The organism is Thalassomonas actiniarum (genome assembly GCF_000948975.2).
Classification (GTDB): domain Bacteria; phylum Pseudomonadota; class Gammaproteobacteria; order Enterobacterales; family Alteromonadaceae; genus Thalassomonas; species Thalassomonas actiniarum.
Map to the genome: position 1 here is coordinate 5,453,523 of NZ_CP059735.1, position 19,763 is coordinate 5,473,285.

The 19,763-nt window shown below is 46.2% G+C and carries 16 protein-coding genes and 1 tRNA gene; 12 read left to right on the top strand and 5 right to left on the bottom strand.

Going from position 1 to position 19,763, the window contains the following annotated elements; genetic code table 11:
* Positions 1-11: 11 nt before the first annotated feature.
* Genes SG35_RS23805 through SG35_RS23815 form a run of 3 tightly spaced genes read right to left on the bottom strand, consistent with a single transcriptional unit; the run spans position 12 to position 4,095 of the window.
* Positions 12-2,444: a putative bifunctional diguanylate cyclase/phosphodiesterase gene (locus SG35_RS23805; RefSeq protein WP_053043411.1), complete on the bottom strand. Its 2,433-nt coding sequence runs from the start codon at positions 2,442-2,444 to the stop codon at positions 12-14.
* 3 nt (positions 2,445-2,447) lie between these two features.
* A complete protein-coding gene (locus SG35_RS23810; protein WP_044835722.1) occupies positions 2,448-3,683 on the bottom strand; it encodes a hypothetical protein in 1,236 nt (411 codons plus the stop codon).
* A complete protein-coding gene (locus SG35_RS23815) occupies positions 3,673-4,095 on the bottom strand; it encodes a hypothetical protein (protein ID WP_044835723.1) in 423 nt (140 codons plus the stop codon). The genes SG35_RS23810 and SG35_RS23815 overlap by 11 nt, the downstream gene beginning before the upstream one ends.
* A 325-nt stretch (positions 4,096-4,420) precedes the next feature.
* Here SG35_RS23815 and aroQ point away from each other — a divergent pair, with 325 nt between their 5' ends.
* From aroQ to SG35_RS23840, 5 genes are all read left to right on the top strand, one after another.
* On the top strand, positions 4,421-4,876 hold the full coding sequence (gene aroQ, locus SG35_RS23820) for a type II 3-dehydroquinate dehydratase (RefSeq protein ID WP_044835724.1): 456 nt from the start codon (positions 4,421-4,423) through the stop codon (positions 4,874-4,876).
* Between the two features lie 67 nt (positions 4,877-4,943).
* Positions 4,944-5,396 carry an acetyl-CoA carboxylase biotin carboxyl carrier protein gene (gene accB / locus SG35_RS23825; protein WP_044835725.1) on the top strand — a complete coding sequence of 151 codons (453 nt, stop codon included), beginning with the start codon at positions 4,944-4,946 and terminating at the stop codon, positions 5,394-5,396.
* Between the two features lie 23 nt (positions 5,397-5,419).
* A complete protein-coding gene (gene accC, locus SG35_RS23830; protein ID WP_044835726.1) occupies positions 5,420-6,769 on the top strand; it encodes an acetyl-CoA carboxylase biotin carboxylase subunit in 1,350 nt (449 codons plus the stop codon).
* A gap of 269 nt (positions 6,770-7,038) precedes the next feature.
* Positions 7,039-8,064 (top strand): GGDEF domain-containing protein, encoded by a 1,026-nt coding sequence (locus SG35_RS23835; RefSeq protein WP_160298396.1) that lies wholly within the window; start codon positions 7,039-7,041, stop codon positions 8,062-8,064.
* 99 nt (positions 8,065-8,163) lie between these two features.
* Positions 8,164-8,340, top strand: coding sequence for an oxidoreductase-like domain-containing protein (locus tag SG35_RS23840; RefSeq protein ID WP_084692989.1), 177 nt, complete (start codon positions 8,164-8,166; stop codon positions 8,338-8,340).
* 225 nt (positions 8,341-8,565) lie between these two features.
* On the opposite strand, the gene SG35_RS23845 is transcribed toward SG35_RS23840, so the two are convergent.
* Positions 8,566-9,705, bottom strand: a complete 1,140-nt coding sequence (locus SG35_RS23845) for a DUF6607 family protein (RefSeq protein ID WP_053043412.1) — start codon at positions 9,703-9,705, stop codon at positions 8,566-8,568.
* 147 nt (positions 9,706-9,852) lie between these two features.
* Between SG35_RS23845 and SG35_RS23850 the strand changes: the two genes are divergently transcribed.
* On the top strand, positions 9,853-10,497 hold the full coding sequence (locus SG35_RS23850) for a Crp/Fnr family transcriptional regulator (protein ID WP_236702704.1): 645 nt from the start codon (positions 9,853-9,855) through the stop codon (positions 10,495-10,497).
* A 68-nt stretch (positions 10,498-10,565) separates the two neighbouring features.
* Positions 10,566-11,045, top strand: a complete 480-nt coding sequence (locus tag SG35_RS23855) for a GNAT family N-acetyltransferase (RefSeq protein ID WP_044835728.1) — start codon at positions 10,566-10,568, stop codon at positions 11,043-11,045.
* 75 nt (positions 11,046-11,120) lie between these two features.
* Here SG35_RS23855 and SG35_RS23860 read toward each other — a convergent pair whose 3' ends face one another.
* Positions 11,121-13,850 (bottom strand): hypothetical protein, encoded by a 2,730-nt coding sequence (locus SG35_RS23860; RefSeq protein WP_044835729.1) that lies wholly within the window; start codon positions 13,848-13,850, stop codon positions 11,121-11,123.
* Between the two features lie 892 nt (positions 13,851-14,742).
* Here SG35_RS23860 and SG35_RS23865 point away from each other — a divergent pair.
* From SG35_RS23865 to SG35_RS23885, 5 genes are all read left to right on the top strand, one after another.
* The gene (locus SG35_RS23865; protein WP_044835735.1) at positions 14,743-15,291 is read left to right on the top strand and encodes an RNA 2'-phosphotransferase; all 549 of its coding nucleotides are present in this window, start codon (positions 14,743-14,745) and stop codon (positions 15,289-15,291) included.
* Positions 15,292-15,832: 541 nt separating this feature from the next.
* Positions 15,833-15,919 (top strand) — tRNA-Leu (locus SG35_RS23870).
* A gap of 720 nt (positions 15,920-16,639) precedes the next feature.
* Positions 16,640-17,401 carry a zinc-dependent metalloprotease family protein gene (locus SG35_RS23875; RefSeq protein WP_053043413.1) on the top strand — a complete coding sequence of 254 codons (762 nt, stop codon included), beginning with the start codon at positions 16,640-16,642 and terminating at the stop codon, positions 17,399-17,401.
* 189 nt (positions 17,402-17,590) lie between these two features.
* Positions 17,591-18,322 (top strand): hypothetical protein, encoded by a 732-nt coding sequence (locus SG35_RS23880; protein WP_044835731.1) that lies wholly within the window; start codon positions 17,591-17,593, stop codon positions 18,320-18,322.
* An 846-nt stretch (positions 18,323-19,168) separates the two neighbouring features.
* Positions 19,169-19,339, top strand: a complete 171-nt coding sequence (locus SG35_RS23885) for a hypothetical protein (RefSeq protein WP_274055269.1) — start codon at positions 19,169-19,171, stop codon at positions 19,337-19,339.
* The last annotated feature ends 424 nt before the right edge of the window (positions 19,340-19,763 follow it).

Consider the following 19,763-nt stretch of genomic DNA (forward strand, 5'->3'; position numbering starts at 1 on the left):
CGCTATTTGCCTTAAGGTTTCTTCGGCAGCCAGAAGCCATCAATGATTTTTTCATGGATAAAGTCCGCCAGCTCCACTTCCGGTACCGGCCTGGAAAAGTAGTACCCCTGGATATAATCGCAATCGTGCTGAGTTAAAGCTTGTAGCTGAGCACCGGTTTCCACCCCCTCCGCCACCACCTGTAAACCTAAATTTTTCACCATGGCTATGGTAGAGATAATAATCTGGTAGTCGGCATTATTTTCCAACATGCCAAAAACAAAGCTTTTGTCGATTTTGATCACGTCCACCGGCATTTTTTTTAAGTAAGCCAAAGAAGAATAACCTGTGCCAAAATCATCAATAGCAAAGCTAAAACCTAGCTCCCTCAGGGCCGACATCACCTCTATCGCAACATTGATATCTTTTACCAGGGTTTGCTCGGTTAATTCCAGTTCAAAATGGCGGGCTGATACGGAAAACTCCGCCAATAAAGCCTGGAGATAATCCGGCAACTTAGGATCGACAAACTGGCCGGCGGATAAATTCACCGCCATACGTACCTGGGTTAAACCAAGCTTTTGGATCTCCAGCAGCAGTTCAAAACTACGCCTGAGCACCCAGTAGCTGAGCTCGAGCATATAGGCGGAATTTTCCAGGATAGGAATAAAGTCATCCGGGGGGATCAGGCCTCTTTTGGGGTGGTGCCAGCGCAACAAAACTTCAAAACCGTATAACTTACGGCTTTTCGTTTCCAGCTGCGGCTGCAGGCTTAAGCTAAACTGCTTTTTTTCCAGCGCCTGCCTGACTTCCCCCTCGAGAAAAACATGACGGGCGATACGTTGATACATTTCACTGTGGTGTACATGGTATTGGCCGCCGCCGTCTTTTTTTGCCTCATACATGGCGATGTCGGCGAAACTGATCAACTGCTCCGCCTTGGCCTTGGGATCTTCGGTATAGGCTATGCCTATGCTGCTGGAAATATAGAAAATACTGGCATCAAGCCGGATAGGTTGTTTAAACTGTTTGAGTACCTGTTCGGCAATCTCAACCGCCTGCTGTTCATTTTTGAGCTCCCCCAATACGATCACAAACTCATCACCGCCAAAGCGACAGGCCAGATCATCTTTTCGCAAGGCTAAGCGAATACGGTTAGCCGCCTCGATCAATAAACGATCTCCTTCATCATGACCGTAACTGACATTCACCTTTTTAAAATTGTCTAAATCAAGAAAGAGTACCGCCAGGCCGCCATGGTGCTTTTCGATCATTGCAACCGCCTTATTCAGCTTATGATTGAGCATGTTACGGCTCGGCAAACCGGTCAGCAAATCATACATGGCGATGTTTTCCAGCTCGCGTGCCTTTTGTTCGATATTTTGATCCAACTGTTCCAGTTCGAAACTCAGCTCTAAGGCGGCATCGGACAAGACATCGAGTTCATCGGAAAACAGACGCATACGGCGAAATTCTACCTGCCGAAATTCGGCAAAATGTTTTCGCGCCAGCAAAGGCAAGGCATCGGACAAGGCCAATAACCGCTGGGAAAAAGGCCCCGTGATATAAAATACCAGCATCGCCAGGGTGAAGAATATGATACTCACAGACCATAAAAACTGCCGCCGATCCTCGTCATGCTTTAAAGTGAATGGGGTCATATCATGGATCAATACCAGGAAAAATACCCGCTGCTGATTCTCGGACAAGGAAAGAAAGTTGACTAAATAACTCAGTTGTTCAACCTCTGCCTGCAAGCCGGTATTACTCACCTGAGAAACCAGCTGCCTGCCCTGCTCGCCGTAAAGCAAAATATTAATCAGCTCCCTGTTAGAGGAAGAAATAATACTGGCCTGTTGCACCTGGGGTTTACCCTGGCGGGGATAACTGACAATAGCGACTTCATTTTCCAGTGACTGACCTATGGCAAATAACATATCCACCAGTGAGGCGGTAATGGCAATCACCGCCAGCTCCCCCTGCTTATTAAATACCGGGATAGTGATTAACTGCAAACAAAGCTGATCGCACAGCACGTCATTATGGGGGTGCTGCAATTTTAATGTTGCGGAGATTTTATCTTTAATATCCGAAGGTAACACCCCGGTACCGTATAATTCCTGGCCGCTTTCCTTCACCAGCCAAACATTTTCTACATTCAGCTGCATTTGTAGAATTTCAAATTGCCTGCCAAGATTTAAGGCCAGCTTTTTAAAATCATCCTGCCGATAGAGGCGGGCAATGCCGGAAAAAGACTCCAACCAAATCCTTAACTGACGCTGCAAAATATTACTTTGCAAATAAAACTGTACCTGGCCGTGTTGCAACGCCGTTGTTTGAAATTGTTTAAATTCATTCTGCAAACGCAACAGCGAGAGGCAAGCAAAACCACTGGTCACCAGCAGCAAGGTCCCGATGATCAGGATCAGTAATTTAGTGGGTACACTGATAAACTGCTTTTTCATCGGCTAGAACCAATACATCAATTGCAATGCCCACAAATTCCAGTGTTCACGGCTATTGGCCCGGGCATCCGGCAAAACCACAGGCGTTAACCGGGCCGTGCCTTCAAACCAGTGATGTTCAAGTTCAAGGCGCACATTAGCCCGAAGATCATAGGATACCCCTAAGGTAAAGGAGTTCTGATAACCAAAGTAGGCGGGAATCTGTCCCTGACTTCCCTGTTCCAGTCTACGGCCGCTCTTATCATCTTTATTGATATAAAATTTTTCATAACGTCCCAGGAAGGTTAATCTGTTGCCCGCCTTATAACGCCCTTGCAAAAATATCCCCTGCCCCAGGTTATCCTGGTGGAAGCCGGGAAAATAAAAATCATCAAAAACAAACCTGTCCTGCAGCAGCTCTGCACTTAACTCCCAAAACTCCCCCTGGTACAAGGCGTTAAGAAAATAACGCTGTAAGACAATATCGGCATCCAGAAAAGCATCCTGTCCGCCGCTATGGTAGCTAAAGTCGGAATCAAGCAAAGCCAGACCAAAACGCCACGGGGAATAAAGCGGACGCCAGTATAAACTGGCCTGTATATCATAATCGTGTTTCAACCGGCCACTGGCTAACTTGCTTAAGATAATTTGGGTCTGAGCTTTTGAAATATCGGAGGTACCGGCACTGAGGCCAAAATCAAACTCTCCCAGTTCATCATCGCTGTAACTGACCTTGATATCCAGGCCTTCACCGCCTTCGGCAATATCGCGAAAACCGTCAAAATAAATGGACTGGGGTAGAATGATACTGGGCCGCGCCTGGGGCACATCCCGGATATTGGAATAGAGCCAGTGATTATTTTTAAAACGGCCAAAATAAAAGTTCACCAGCCAGTTTTCTGTACTATAGGCGGACCAGTCCAGCAACAAATAATCCAGTCTTGCTCCTTCATGGTAGCGATTGCCGCCGTTAAGATAAACCGCCTGCCCGGTGACCCTGAAATCCCGGCTTAACTGATAAGAGGCATTAATGCCAATTTCCGTTAACTTGGCCGATATATCACCGTCGTCATTGACATAATTACTGTGATCTACATCGATCACTCCCTGGGCAATAAAACCATGCAGACGCCAGCGGGTATTATAGTTGTCATCGGCAAGTGCCCCTGCACAAAAACAGCCCGACAGCAGGGAGAGTGGCAATAGCGCACAGCCCAAAAGCCTTTTCAAAGCGCTAAAGAGCAAAATGTTAGTTAACATCAACTTCCCCCCCTGTTCTCACTTCATCTGCCGCATATCCTATGGCCCCGGGTGTGGCTTGTACCGCCTCGAGCAAGTCTTGCGGGGTTTGCACCACGATCGGCGTTGCTCCCAGGCCGGAAAACGACAGTTTTTGCCAAATATTGTCTAACTGATAGGGGAAGATGCCTAACTTTTCTTTACTGAAGCGCTGGTGCAGCGGATGCTGGCTGGGCAAAACAAAGACAGTAATGGCAACACCGTTTTGCCATCTTAATTGCCGCATCGAAAAAATACGCCTGAGCTGGGCCGAGGGGATATCAGCCTGGCCCACCGAAGCATGGGTGATAATGGTGACGCTATAAGCCCGCGGGCATATAACGAAACCGCAAACAATGATGAGGGTCAGCGTAAGACATTTGATAATGTTCACCCTTAGTTATTTCATACCTGCCCTTCCCGACCCTTCACCGCTGCAAAGCTGGTGGTTCAAGAGGTAACCGCCGGGTAAAACACAGAAAAATGACTTGGCTTATTCTCCTTAGCCCATTTTCAGTGTAGTCAAAATTAGTTAAAGCACCAGTTTAGCCATCACGCCAAGTGATTAGACCAGTATTTTGCTGCTAATTTCTTCGAAAACACTATAATAAGCATCAAATTGTAAAAAGTTGCGTAGTTTTGTTAATCGCATTTCCCAATGTTCAATTTTTATGCGATGATAACAGGACAATTAAATTTTAAAGGTGTTTTTACAACAGATGACTGCCAAGTTTAAAATTTTAGTGCTAAATGGCCCGAATTTAAATATGTTGGGAAAACGTGAACCGCAGATATACGGGGCACAAACCTTAACAGATATTATCGAAGAGCTTAGCAGCAAGGCCCGGGCTTTGGATATCAGCCTCAGCCATGTACAGTCAAATGCCGAACACACCTTGATTGATGCTATCCACCAGGGATTTGGTGAAATCGACTTTATTATTATCAACCCTGCGGCTTTTACCCATACCAGCGTTGCCCTGCGTGACGCGTTATTATCTGTCGCCATCCCTTTTATCGAAGTGCATTTATCCAATGTCCATGCGAGAGAGAGCTTCAGACATCATTCCTATTTCTCAGATATCGCCACCGGGGTTATTTGCGGCTTAGGAGCCAAGGGCTATGAGTATGCACTTGATGCCGCTCATCAACACTTAAAGTCCAAGAACAACTAAAAGCCGGTTAATGAATATCAGCCGGCAATAAACTAACTAAATTTCAAATTATTATTAAGGTACACACATGGATATCAGAAAAATAAAAAAACTCATTGAGCTTGTTGAAGAGTCTAACATCAATGAATTAGAAATTTCCGAAGGTGAAGAGTCGGTACGTATCAGCTGCGGCAATGCCGCTACCGCAACCGTAGTCCAAGCGGCTCCTGCCATGATGCCGGCCGCGGCACCTGCGCCTGTTGCCGCACCTGCAGCACCAGCCGAACAGGCAGCACCGGCCCTTAGCGGCCATGTTGTGCGCTCTCCTATGGTAGGCACTTTCTACTCGGCCTCTTCACCGGATTCCCCGGCATTTGTAGAAGTGGGTCAGCATGTCAATGCCGGCGATACCTTATGTATCGTTGAAGCAATGAAAATGATGAACCAGATCGAAGCCGACAAATCAGGTGTAATCAAAGAAATTCTTGCACAAAACGAAGATGCTATCGAATTCGATCAACCGCTATTCATCATTGAATAAGCCCAGCCTAAAAGGGTAATTCCATGTTAGATAAAGTTGTTATCGCCAACCGTGGCGAAATTGCACTGAGAATATTGCGCGCTTGTAAAGAATTGGGCATCAAAACCGTTGCCATTCATTCTACCGCCGATAAGAATTTAAAGCATGTTTTGCTGGCAGATGAAACCATTTGTATCGGTAAAGCCTCTGCACTTGAAAGCTACCTGAATGTGCCGGCCATTATCACCGCTGCCGAAGTCACTAATGCGGTTGCCATTCACCCCGGTTATGGCTTCTTGGCGGAAAATGCCGATTTTGCCGAGCAGGTGGAAACCTCAGGTTTTACCTTTATCGGCCCGAAAGCTGACAGCATTCGCTTAATGGGTGATAAGGTTTCGGCGATCAAGGCAATGAAATCTGCCGGCGTACCTTGCGTACCGGGTTCAGACGGCCCGTTAACCGACGATGAAGAAACCAACCTGGCCCATGCCAAGCGCATCGGTTACCCGGTGATCATCAAGGCCTCCGGTGGCGGCGGCGGTCGCGGTATGCGCGTGGTCCGTGAAGAGCAGGAGCTGATTGAATCTATCGCCCTGACCAAGTCAGAAGCCAGATCGACCTTTAATAACGATATGGTTTATATGGAGAAATTCCTGGAAAACCCACGTCACGTGGAAATCCAGGTATTAGCCGACGGCCAGGGCGGCGCCATTCATTTAGGTGAGCGCGACTGTTCCATGCAGCGTCGCCATCAAAAAGTGGTAGAAGAAGCACCGGCTCCGGGCATTACCCCGGAAATGCGTAAGCAAATCGGTGAAAGATGCTGCCGCGCCTGTATCGAAATCAACTACCGCGGCGCCGGTACGTTTGAGTTCTTATATGAGAACGGCGAGTTCTATTTCATTGAAATGAACACCCGTATCCAGGTTGAGCACCCGGTAACGGAAATGATCACCGGTGTCGACTTAATCAAAGAGCAATTGCGCATCGCTGCAGGCCAGCCGTTATCCTACACCCAGGAAGATATCAAGGTCAGCGGCCACTCGATCGAATGTCGGATCAATGCCGAAGATCCCCGCAGCTTTATCCCCTCACCGGGTAAAATCACCCGCTTCCACCCGCCGGGTGGCTTAGGGGTTCGCTGGGATTCGCATATCTATGCCGACTACTCGGTACCGCCGCATTATGATTCTATGATCGGTAAGTTAATCACCTATGGTGATAACCGGGATGTTGCCATTGCCCGTATGCGCAATGCCTTGAATGAATTGGTGGTTGACGGTATCAAAACCAATATCGCCCTGCACCAGGATATCTTAAACGATCAGGGTTTTGTCAACGGTGGTGCTAATATTCACTACCTTGAAAAGAAACTGGCCGAGTCAGAATCCTGATAAGCGCATAAACGACGCACAGAAAAGCCCTGATATTTTCAGGGCTTTTTTATTTCACTACTCTGCTGCCGTCGAAAACATAATCATTTAATTTGCATTTTTTCACTTTCCCTGAGGCAAATCGGCTAACTCTCGCCTATCCTCTTTAGGTGATTCAATCATTTTAAATAGGGAAGTTTTTAATTATTCACATGAATACGAAGGAGTTGTATCAAAAAAATACGGACATTCCTCAATCACACGAAATGGATTTCAACTACAGGGTGCTTTTGCTTACACGTATCATGTGTATCGCAATCACCTTCAGTATTTTATTTGCCCTGATGTCTTCCCTGGGCATAAGTCAAATCGGCGAGCAGGCCACCAATATAGACTACGGCTATGCCCTGCTGCTGCTTGCCCTGCTCATCATCTTAAAAAAGAATCATAACCATTTTTCCCTGGTGCTGACGACCTTTTTACTGATCAGTTTTCTGGTGTGTCTGTCGGCACTGGTTACGGTTTTATTCGATGAGTTTCGGGCCATCTGGTTTTATTTATTGATCCTGGTCGCCTTTATGCTTGGCGGACAAAAATCCGGGATCTTTTTTACCTTATTGTCCCTGCTGGCCATTATCGCGACCCATGTCTTCCTGGCACCTTTTGGCACCGCGACTTTAGCCAGCATAGTTGTCGGCCTGGTGGTTATGTCCCTGGTATTGGCAGCTTTTAGCAACCAGTTAAGCCGTTACCTGCAGCATATTGAAAAACAAAATGCTGAATTAAATTATTTGGCCAATAAAGATCCCCTGACCGAAGTGCTGCACTCGAAAAACTACTGCCAGTTAACCAAAAAATATATTGAACGGGCACAAGAGCTTAATGAAAACCTCTCTATCTTATATGCCGGCCTGGACAACCTCGAACGCCTCAAGGAGAAATACGGCAGCCAAATCCGTCACCTGGCGCTGCAACATGTCATTACCATCATCAAAGAACACCTCCACCACCAGGAGTTGCTGACCCAGGTGGGAGAAGAGAAAATCTGCATCATTTTGCCCGAGCGGGACGCCATCGCCGCCCAGTCTTTAGCCATCAATATCAGAAATGCGGTCCGTGAGCGTTTATTTGACTACGGCAAAAACAAAATCCCCCTGACCCTGAGCATAGGTATTGCCGCCTTAAACGACAGCGACGAAGAAATCCGCTCTATTCAGATAAGGGCAGATAAAGGTTTGATAAAAGCCAAGTTTTGCGGTGGTGACGAGGTAAAAATCTGCCATTTTTTTGAAGAGTTATCCACGGAAAAACTCTAGCCGCTTTTGCAGAACTTTGTCTATAGTAGGAAAAAGCGCCGTCCTTAGGTATACTGGCGGCCAGTTAGTATCAATCCGCTCAAAACTAAAAGTAAGTTTATGTCTTCATTACTTGAAAAACCTATCCCGCCGGCAGACGACGATTGTTGTGGCGGCGGAGCCTGCAACCCCTGTGTCTGGGATCACTATTATGCCGAATTACAGCAATGGCGCATTGCTCAGGCCAAAGCCAATGAAGCTGCAGCCAATGAACAGGCAAAAGCGGATAGCCAGTAGCATTTTTGCACTATAATCCTTCCCTGTTGGCAAAGCATACACGCTATCGCCGGGCTAAAGCTTCTACAGGCGATAAAGTCAGGGATAATGCCATTTAGCCAAAATGGCCAAGCACTTTTTAGAAAATAACGAGTTATAGCTCGCTGCAGGATAAAGCCCTCGTCAGGCAGTAGCTCCGTAAACCCGGGCTGCTGCCTGAGCATCAAAAGCTAAGCGTTATAACCCTTACCCTTTAATATATGGACGCATCGCTTCATGAATCACTTTTCTTCTTTTTTCCGGGGGCATGGAAAGAATTTCATCATCTGCCGCCTGCTCAAAATGCATCATAAATAAGGGCTTATTATTCACAGACTGTTTAACAGCAAATGCCCCTTGATGCTCGATCCCCTTCCATACGGCTCTGACATCCGCCCAATACCCCTTAGTTTTATCCCAATACTCCAGGCCCTGTTCATGTTTAAAGTCTTTAATGCGCCGGTAACTGTTATGGCCGATTTCCCTGGCTAACATCACCCCTGAAAACTCTCCTGAAGACGAAAGCCCTCCCTGGTGCTTAAAGTTTTTTTGCTCATGGAACCAGGCATGTGGGGTTAATACCAGGGTATCCTTGCCCATCAGGATTTGATAGTCATCCCGGACCGAACTTTCCCGCCGGGGCAAAGGGCGCGACATATAATCGGTTTCAAAGGTAGAAAGCGAAGCAAAATGATCCCAGCGCCCTATACCCGAGTACCGGGGAGAGTCATCGACCTGATAAACCGACCATACCCATTTTCCCCGGGTTTGTGAGAGGTCGAGTTTTTTGCTTTGCCACTGGTTGTCTCCCTGATATTCAAGGATGCTCTTGCCTTGCCAGCTCCAGTCGTGGCGCCAGTGCTTCATCACATGAGGCCCCTGAACTTCCCCGCTGGCCTGGTCCCGGTAATACATCACCATGATTTGCTGAACCGAGATAAAATCACCGCTATCCTCGATCACCTTAACAAATTCCGTTCCCCATGAAGCATAGGGGGTATCGACTTCTTTATCGGCACCTAGGGTGAAAGTCTCCAGAAATTCGAATTTTGTTTCAAAAACCCCTTCCAGGGCATAAATAGCCCGACGGTCCCTTTCATAAGGGCTCAGTCCTTTGGCTTGCACTTGCTGCCATGAATCGGGAGACTTTTTATCATAAATCACCTTTTGCCCTAACGATGATCCTCCGCGCGGCGGGGTGGTCAGCTTGCGTGTAAAAGTCCAGTTATAAAGTTTTTCCTCTTCTTTACCTGCCTCAACAGCCGCTTGATCATCCAAAAGCTTGGCACTAAAAGCCTGTGGGCAAGCAATGCATAAGGTTAATATCAGGGAAATAGCCGTTTTCATCAATTTACGCCTCCATGGCAGAAAACACGGTTAGTATTAAATGGCAATCAATAGCACAGTTGCCCCTTTTAAAAGCAACACAAGACCCCATACCTGCCGTTCTTATTATGCTCCAACTCCTTGTAAGTAGAGGTAAAGAAATGCAGAATGTCAATCTATGCCCGGTATTTTTTAAGCTTTCCCATACGCTGCACCATTGCCTGGCATAAGCATCATTTCGGGGGCACTATGAAACTTGGCTTTATCGACTTTTTACAGCAACACGGCTTTTCGCAGCAACAAGCCAACATGCTGAACCGGGACACAGAAACCATAGATTTACCTGCACGGACAATTTTCCTGCACCAGGCAGATAAACTTGAATACTTATACTTTGTCAGCGAAGGGTTATGCCAGGCCTGCTATCACACCGCAGACGGAAAGCGATTCAGTAAAGAATTCTACTGGAGCGGCGACTGTATCATTAACTTTCAAAGCCTGCTCAGGCAGCAAGTTTCCCCCTATTCACTGGAAACCTTGTCTGCCAGCTCCCTGGTTCGTTTGCCGATAAACCAGGTGCAAATATGGCGACAGACAAATCATGCCTGCTACCAGCACCTGCTTGAGACCCAGTTGCTTTACAAAGAAAATAAAGAACGCTTTATGCTGCTGCACACGCCACAAGAAAGATACCAGCTGTTTTCACAGCAATTTCCCGATTTAGAACCCTGTTTGACCGACTACCAGCTGGCCTCTTATATCGGTATTACCCCAATCAGCTTAAGCCGGATAAAAAAACGCCTGAGAAATTAACAAAGGTTAACGCCATCACGCACTTTTCAGGGTAAAGTAACCGGATATGCCGTTTACCGAAGAGAAAATTGATGAACTGGAAATGCCTGACTTTTTCCCAACTCACCACAGAACAACTTTATGCACTGCTCAAACTCAGGGTGGATGTGTTTGTGGTAGAGCAAACCTGCCCTTATCCCGAACTTGATGATAAAGACAAGGCACAGGAGGTCTGCCATTTACTGGGTTATCGGGAAGGCGAGCTGATTGCCTATGCCCGCCTGCTGCCCCCGGGTATTTCCTATGACAATGTCAGTTTCGGCCGGGTCGCCATCGCGCAATCTGCGCGGGGGCAGGGCTTGGGACAAACCCTGGTTGCCACCATTTTAAGCCACTGCCGGCGGCTTTGGCCGAACCGGGATATCGATATCGGCGCCCAGGAATACCTGCTGGACTTCTATCAGGGCTTTGGCTTTAGCGCCATTTCAGATGTCTACCTGGAAGATGATATTCCCCACCTGGACATGCGCCTGACACATGCCCAAAAGCCTGGCCCTGAGCAGCCGTAAACCATCACCTTGCCCCGGTCGTTGCCGCGCCTGTTTTTCTGGCGTTTTTTTCTGGCGCCTGTTTTCTGGCGACAGTTATTGCGGCGGCTCCAACAATGCCTGATCCCAGTTATCCGGCAACTCCATCATAAACACTTCCCGGTGATCTAACATACCGCCCCAGTTGGAAGACCAGTAGATGCGGTTGCCGGACAGGTTTATCGCCGCCGGGGCTTCATCCCGGTATTCGCCGTCATAATGATTATAAGCAGGGGATATGCGCCAGATAACGGGCTGCTCGGTTTCTGCTTTTAGCTGGATCATCATAAACTGGTTCGCCCCCCACAAGGCATTATCTTGCGAATACGAGTTATAGAATAGCCAGCCGGGTTTGCTCAGCGGCATCTTGCCGTAGTGAAAGCCCATGTTCCAGCCAAAATCCCCGTGACTGGCTACCATCAGCCGTTGATCATAACCTGAGTTGTCACCGCTGATCTTCACCGCATCCAGCTTATCGGTCCGGTTATTCTGGCTGATAAATATTTCATTTTGCTGGTTATCAAAGGCCCAGCCGGAATGGCTGGCACAACAGGAAATTTTCACCGGCGCCTGGCGGTTAAAGTCGAAGTCCAGCGGCCATACATGGGGGCCGTCAAACCAGGTATTGATATAATGAACCCGGATTTGCTCGGCATCATTATGTTTATGACTGGAATGAATCACCAGCCCAGTACCTAAAGGCGACATTTCCACCATATTCGGACGCAAGGTAAAGCTTGCCCGGTTTTTTTCCCGGTCCAGGTTAGTGCCGGCCAAATCCGCCGGTTTCAGGCTGTGTACGGTATCGGTAGAGATCTGGTAATGAATAAAGGCATCCACCAAAAAGGAAGCTGAGCCAAAATCATTTTCACCGTAATGCACCGCCATCCAGGCCCAGTGATCGCTGTCATTCGAGCTGTCGCCTTCAACATCATTATAAATTTTAGTGGAATTGGGAAACAAGTCGCTAAAGTCTTTGATCAGCACCCGGCTGCTTGCCGGCTTGGTAATATCATCTATCATCCAGAATTTCATGCCGTTAACATAATAAATCCGCCTAGGATGACGTCCGGAATTATCCCACCTGACTTCCTGGTTTTCACCGATAGTGCCGCCGTTTTCATCCTTAAGCACAGTCACCAGCTCGCCTGTTTTTCGGTTCACCACCCGGCTTGAGATAGAGTTATGGCCAAAAACCAGCACATAATCTCCGGTTGAATTTTCCGGAGAATAACGGGAATAAACAATTAAGGCATCCTCGCTATCGGCGATTTCACTGGCATCGGTTAGCCGGGTAATACTTGCCCCGGTTATCGGATCAACCCTGGTTTCCCCCTTATCCGGCGCCGCTAAGCCGTAATCCGCCATGATCACCGCTTTATTTTGGATATAGGCAGTTGTGCCCCGGCTATTATTTTCCTGGCTCACCACCACTATGTTGTGGCTGCCGCTGCTGACACCGCTATAAGTTACGGTTAATAATGCTGTCGCCACTTCTGAGGTATTAAAGGTACAGCGGTTGCCGCTGACAGAAGCCTTGCAGGCAGCATTTCCCTCTGCCTGGTAGCTATAGGGGCTGTTATCCCCGGCAAGCGAAGGCCCCAAAGTGATCACTAAATCCTGCCCTGCGATGGCATATAAGGTTTGCCGGACATCTGTTACGCCGGGCAATAAATCAATCACCTGATAATTTTCATTGATGACCTCTTCTTCCGGCTCTTCTTCACTCGCCTGATCTTCGCTGACAGTAAAAGTATACACATGGGGAGTTAAACTGATATTTCCGACCAGATCCCGGCACCTGCCAAAGAGCTGGTAACGGGTATTTAACGTCGACACCGGCCATAAAGCACTGTGAAACAAGCCGTCAACAGATACCAGGCTAAAACGCATATCGGCAAAACTGTCTGAGGGAGAAAGATCATATCTACAGCTGGCTGCTTCATTGGTAAGCAATCTCAGCTCAATCTTATTATCTGTACTGGTAACCTCCTGGTTATAGGGGAAAGATTCAATCACTAAAGGTTCGAGCTCATCGGCTACCGGGACAGCAGTGCCGTATGTGATCACCAGCTTAGGACGATAATGGATCTGCGGATAATTGCTGCTGCCGGTAATATTTTGCATATTGGCATGCGGGTTGGCGTGAAATAACGCCCAGCCGTGATTGGGACATAACCTTTGCTGCATACATAACAGATCGGCGGTCACATCAACCTCATAAGCCGAGCCGATAACATCTGTTTTTTGCGGTGTAAAAAAGGGCGATTCACTCAACGCCTTGAGCACGCCCTGAAAATAATCGCCATTAAGATCATCGGGGGAGTCCGGATCCGATAACCGCCATTTGACATCGACACTTTTGCCGTCATCGCGGGATTCAACATTAGCGCCGGCGCGAAATCCCGAGGCCAGCTTCCAGCCGTTTGCATAAGAAAGCCCTAAATTATCCGGATCCAGAATTTGCCTGACATAGATATTTGAACCGGTATAAATACCTCCCCCCACCCGGTAAAAAATAAGCTTGGCAGACTCAACCTCGGTTTGTTCGATTAAATCCGGCAGGGAAAAATACTCCAGGTTATACACCCTGGCAGTACCGTCATAGCGAAAATAATGCTGCTCCTGAGTATTGTCCTGATTTCTCGAAGAGGAGAATCGCGTTGAACTGGCCCCAAAATAATCATTGAGTCCTTGTTGGTAAGTAAAGGTTTCATTGGCAACAACAGGTAGAGACAGCAGCAAATAGAGAGTAAGCAATAAAACTGCAGCAGGTTTGATCAACATAACAACTCCCCGGTAGAGGTTTTAAGCTCTTAACCGGCATTAAGCTTTTTATTTAACGCCGGATATCCCCATACAGAGCCAGACAAATTATTCGTTCCTTTTGATTAAAATAGTTATCCATTTGATTTTAAGGTAAATAACAATAAAGCCATAAATACTGCAACTTTCGTTAACACCTGATGATAGCAAAGAAAATGACTCAAGTATGACCTTGAAAGTAAGAGGGAGGAGAAATCCTTAGACAGACCGGTTAACAACAAACCCGGCTGGGAACTTTTACCTGCCACTAGCCACTTTGCCCTGTGCATTTACTTTTTCATTATTCCGGTGCACTATCTGCAATTAAAAACAGCCCCTCCGACAAACTCAGTCTCCCGGAGGTTATTGCTGACAGTTTAACTTTAAGTCTAGTAGACCGGAAACATGAACAGGATCATTCAAGGTAATTCTTCAGCATACAAACACGGCTTCACCTTCATGTGATCGCGCTATACCCTTCATCCTGAATATAAAAAGGCACCCGAAGGTGCCTTAGCTTTAACACAATATCTCTTAGAGACGATTAACCGGCTTATTCAAGTATCTTGCTGTCCCGATCATCCGGCAATTCCACAATAAAGGCTTCACGGTGATCCAGACTTCACCATTTAAGAAGTAAGTACTTACAACCACCTTACATGAGCTAGCAATAAACCACGCTGGAAATTGCTATGCAAAGAAATGATGGTTGCCCTCTGCTGCCTAACAAAGCTTGGCCTGGCGAATGCTGCCTGGTTTTAGCGTCAGTCGGTTCTCCGTTGATCTCAGAAAAAGCGAATACCATTTATCAGTTAAAAGGGATAATATCCCGGCAATAGATAACAAAACCTCAAAAGAGGCGGTAATTTATTCCATGAGTAAGCAGTTAACCAAAACCAGTAAGTTCCTTAGCCTGATCCTACGCCATAAGCCAGAGACCATTAACCTGACATTAGATGACCATGGCTGGGCAGATATAAATGAGATAATCATAAAAGCCGCCGCTCAAACCGAACTGGCGCTAAGTAAAGCACTGATCCATGAAATAGTAGCCAACAATGATAAGCAACGCTTTGCCCTTTCCGCTGATGGCTTAAGGATACGGGCCAATCAGGGACACTCCCTTGAAGTAGATCTGGGACTGACAGCCCAAACAGCGCCTGAAATACTCTATCACGGCACCGCCAGCCGGTTTTTAGCCTCAATAGCTAAAACCGGTTTAGTCGCAGGAGAAAGGCAATATGTTCACCTGAGCGAAAACATAAATACCGCCAGGCAAGTCGGCCAACGATATGGCAAAGCAGTGATATTAACCCTGGATACCCGGGCAATGGCAGCACAGGGACACCAATTTTACCAGGCCAAAAACGGCGTATGGCTTACCCCTGCCGTCCCGCCGGAATTTATTAACATACCTGAATGATAAAAGCGACTTCACCGCCTTTACCGGTGAAATCGGCGGACGCCGACAGAAACTGCACTGAATTCACTTGACGAAAACAGCTGCTATCTCTCCAGGGTATATTCCAGAGTCCCCTCGAAAGACTAGTCGGCTCTTGTCGTACAAAACACCCGATTTTTGGCAACTTCTAGCCCGGCTCTATAAAAAATACTCGCCGGCTCACTTTCAATTAACAGCTCTTTTTTTGAAAAAACCGGCCTCATCATAGATGGCTTCAATTTTTACCTCTCCCTCCATTTAATCTCTGGCCGCCTGCACAGGATAACGATGAAGTGCTGCATAGATGCTCTTTGGAGTAGAGCTATTTTTACAGCATAGCGTTTGAGAAAACAGGGTAAATTTTCAGCAACGGCTTTTACCCGCCCCTGGCTTGCTCCCCTTAAATAAAACCGAATACCGTTACTAAGCAGGCAATTCGTTGCTTATTTGTCCACTTAGTCAAAAAAGTGAATTAATGCGTTGACAAAGCCCTCGGCTATCAGCATTATATGCGTGCTTCGATGCCCAGGTGGTGAAATTGGTAGACACGCTAGCTTCAGGTGCTAGTGCTCGCAAGGGCGTAGCGGTTCAAGTCCGCTCCTGGGTACCATCCAAGCTTTTTCTTAAATATTTTCTAAATTCCCCCTCTTATTCTGAACAAAAATAACGCAATTTAACTGTGTTAAATCCGATCCTGTCATGCGCTTTTAATCAGGAATAAACTCAAACGAATAAACCCGTACTAACAAAAAATTTAAAGAAAATTCGCCTGCTCAGCTTTCCCTTATTACAAAAATTCTTATAAGCCGACCTTTTGTTGTTTATTAACCAAATACATTCATTTTTTACGCAACACTTTTTAGCCATAACAAAAACTCAACACAGAAATTTCAAACAGTTTTAGCGCATACCTTCCAGTTTTTAACGCTTTCTCCAAAAGAGGAAATTAACGGCAGATAAGCATAAAAAATAAGTAAAACTACCTTTTACCTAAAAAATCCTTACGTATTAACCAACAAAACCTGACACAAGAGTCAAGTTTTCAACAATGAACGACATTTTTTATCAAAAAAACGACAAGAATATTCCATCAAAACAGGTTTAAACCGGACAAGCGTGGCTGCGCCTACTCTTTCAAATTGTGCGAAAAAAAGTCGTAATATTACTAGTTTTGTTTTTCTCTTCTGTTTCTAATTAGTTGCCGGAAAAAACACCGGTATTTCATAAAACATTAATAAAAACATGGTAGGGGCATGAACAGGGAATTTAGGACATGTTCAGATATCCTCGCCATATAAAAACAAAAACAAGAACACCAAGGAGAAGTAGTGTGTTAAAGAAACTAGCAAGTAAAACCTTAATCGGTCTGTCAGTATCAGCGGTATTAACAGCATCAGCCATGGCTAAAGACGTTGTTGTCGACGTTTATTACACAGCCTCGGCAGCAGCAAGAAGCTTTGATATCAAAACAGAAATTAAAAACATGGTTGCCGCTTCTAACGCCAACTATGCGAAAAACAACTTAGACATTAACCTGGTTTTAGCCTGGGATGGCGACAACCAGACAAGTACCGATTATGTTGCTTCATGGAATAATATCCAGAGCCTGTATAAAAACAGCCAAATCAGAAACTGGCGCGATGAGTACAAAGCTGACTTCGTGGTTGTGATTGGTTCAGCTCAAAGCACCTGGCAGGGTACCACTTGTGGTATCGCCGGTTCTATCTACGGTATGGCCGACGTATTCCCGGATCACAATGCCTATGACAGCTATGCCTACAACATCACAGCCAACAACTGTGGCGATACTACCCTTACTTTCATGCATGAGCTTGGTCACAACATGGGCTTAGGTCACTCAGTAAGACAAGGCGCTGAAGGCGGTGTTTATACTTGGGGTGTAGGTTACGGCGTTGACAACCAGTTCGCCACTATCATGGCTTACCCGCAAGAGTTCAATACCACCAACCAGTTATCTTATTTCTCTAACCCTGGCTTTACGCTAAGCGGTGAGCCGATTGGTGTGAACAATGTAGCAGACGCGCAAAGAGCACTAGAATTAGTGACTGACCAAATCGCTGCATTCCGTTAATATTTAACGGACAGAAATAAACCCAAGCGAAATAAGTGTTAGCTGGCAAATTATCATAATTGCCCGCTTCACTTTTCGCTTTAAATAAGACTTGGGCCATTAAGCCTGAGTCTTATTTTTACCGGCGGAGATCTAGCCACGCAACCGGTATAAAACAAAAGCTAAAAATAAGATAAAGCAGGAAATGTTATGAAAAAAGCACTCATGATTTTAACCGGTTTGGCCGCGATGGCGGCTATTGCATTCTGGCTAAATTCAACCGGCAGCGACACTGAGGCGGTCAAAAGCGAGACAGACACAAAAGCAAGCATCACTGCCCAGGTAGAGGCCCCACACAAGCAACACCTGGCGGCTCATCAACATGCCCATCCTGCCCAACCTAAGGTCCGGCCCACGGCTGCGCCAAAAAACAATATAACCGCCATTGAAAACCGCGACGATTACCCGGCGGAACCGGTGTTTACACAATCGGAAACGGCAGAAAAAGTATTAAAAGCCTCGGGGAAATTGCGGGAAAACCTGCGCGGCGAAGTTTACCTGGAAGTTGACAACGGCCACATTTCTTCCCTGGAAGTCGGCGATACCCTTAAATTAGAAGTACCTTTCTTCGATATGTATTACGACGCCGAAATTGCCAGTACCGATCAGGACAGGCACGGCAATAAAACCATTAATGCCTCGTTTGAACTTAATGACGAAACTTATAACACCACCCTGACCATCAATGATCACGCCATATATGCCCATGTCAACACACCATACGGCATCTATACCTTAGCAGGTGACGGCCAATACGCCTGGATGGCAGAATCCAGCGACCTGGTACATGGCGCCATTCCGGATCAAATTGGTCCTGGTCCTGACGATCACAGCGACGGCAGTGATATCCCGCAAAAACCGATTGAAATTACCGGTAAATAATAGCAAGCAGAAAGCTCTCTTAGCGACTCTCAGTACGAATTCAGCGTAAGGGCCCTTAACGGGCCTGTACGCTATTGCACCTCTTTCACCAGCCATTGCAAAACCCCTGGCTTTATTTTCCATTGTCATTATGTCAATGTGGCTATGTCTTTAATCAAAGAAAAGTCCCGGTATTATGCTCACTGTTTTGCAACTGAAAAAAATCTGCAGCGCCTTTTGCCAATACTAGCAGTTAAGGGAAATGTATGAAGGCCAGTATGATGTTCAGGCCTCGTTCATGGCGGCGGCAAAGCCAGTTACGGCAGCCTGCTTCGCCAACGGGAAGGGGGCTGTTCATCAGATAATTCCTTTGAACAGCAACTGAATGCGTTAAACGCACAAATCAAAAAGCAGGAACAAGAGCACCAAAGAAAACAGCCTGATTTCATCCTGACCAGCTACCGCTGGCTGCTATCGGAAATCGACTTTTACTGGTTGGCCTATCCATGTAGAACCCTGATATTTACTGTTGCGGTTATTTTATTGGTTTTATATCCGGGGCTATTTTCCGCCGACTAATATAAGCTTTTACTTTTTGGACTTTTCACTTTATCAGTGAAATACAGTTTATATGACCTATGCAGCCCTTTTTTCCTTGTCTATGTCCTCAGCTAAGCCCCGGTGCCGTCGGTAATACAAAAGCCCGCGTATTAAGCCCCTATAGGAAATATTAAACGTGGAAGGCAAGCAGGATTAACCTGTTAACTTTATCAGGTCGCTATTGACATACCCTTGATTCAAGTTACTGTTTAAACGTGTATTAAAATACACCTTGTGATTTAAAAATAACAAATAAAGGATATATTGATGAAGTTACAATTAAATAAGAAAAAATTAAAAAACCTCTCTAAAGACAATAAAGCAGTGCCTATGCAGCTTACCCCCCAGATTGGCGGTGGTGCTGAACGCCTTGCCGGTACGCATTACGATTTTTGTCTGCCCCCGACAGACACTGGCTTAACCATCAAGGAAAATTAAGCAAGACAATCTCTTGTCTCATTCATAGGGAAGAGATTGTTGATAGGGCAAGTTAACTATTTCCTGCCCTGACGATAAGGATATCCAGAGTGGAAAATGGCTAGTTTGGATGTCCTTTTATCTGTCATTTGCTGCTTAAGGTTTTTTATTTTAGCGAGCCGGTTGCTTAACCAGGATAAAGTGAAAAATAGGATAGCGGCATAAGCATTCTCCTCATTTCCTGTAAGCAAATACCAGCCCCTTAAGCCGGATAAATTATCATTCCCTTTAATTTTAAAAAGTTAGCATTTAAGCAAGGAATTACCTTCTTCTCAGCTAATTTGTTGACTTCCCAGTCCTTTTAAGAGAAGCAGCTTACTTTTCCATTACTATCAACAGCTTGCCTAAGCATCAACTCTCCCGATATTTTTAATCCTTATTACCT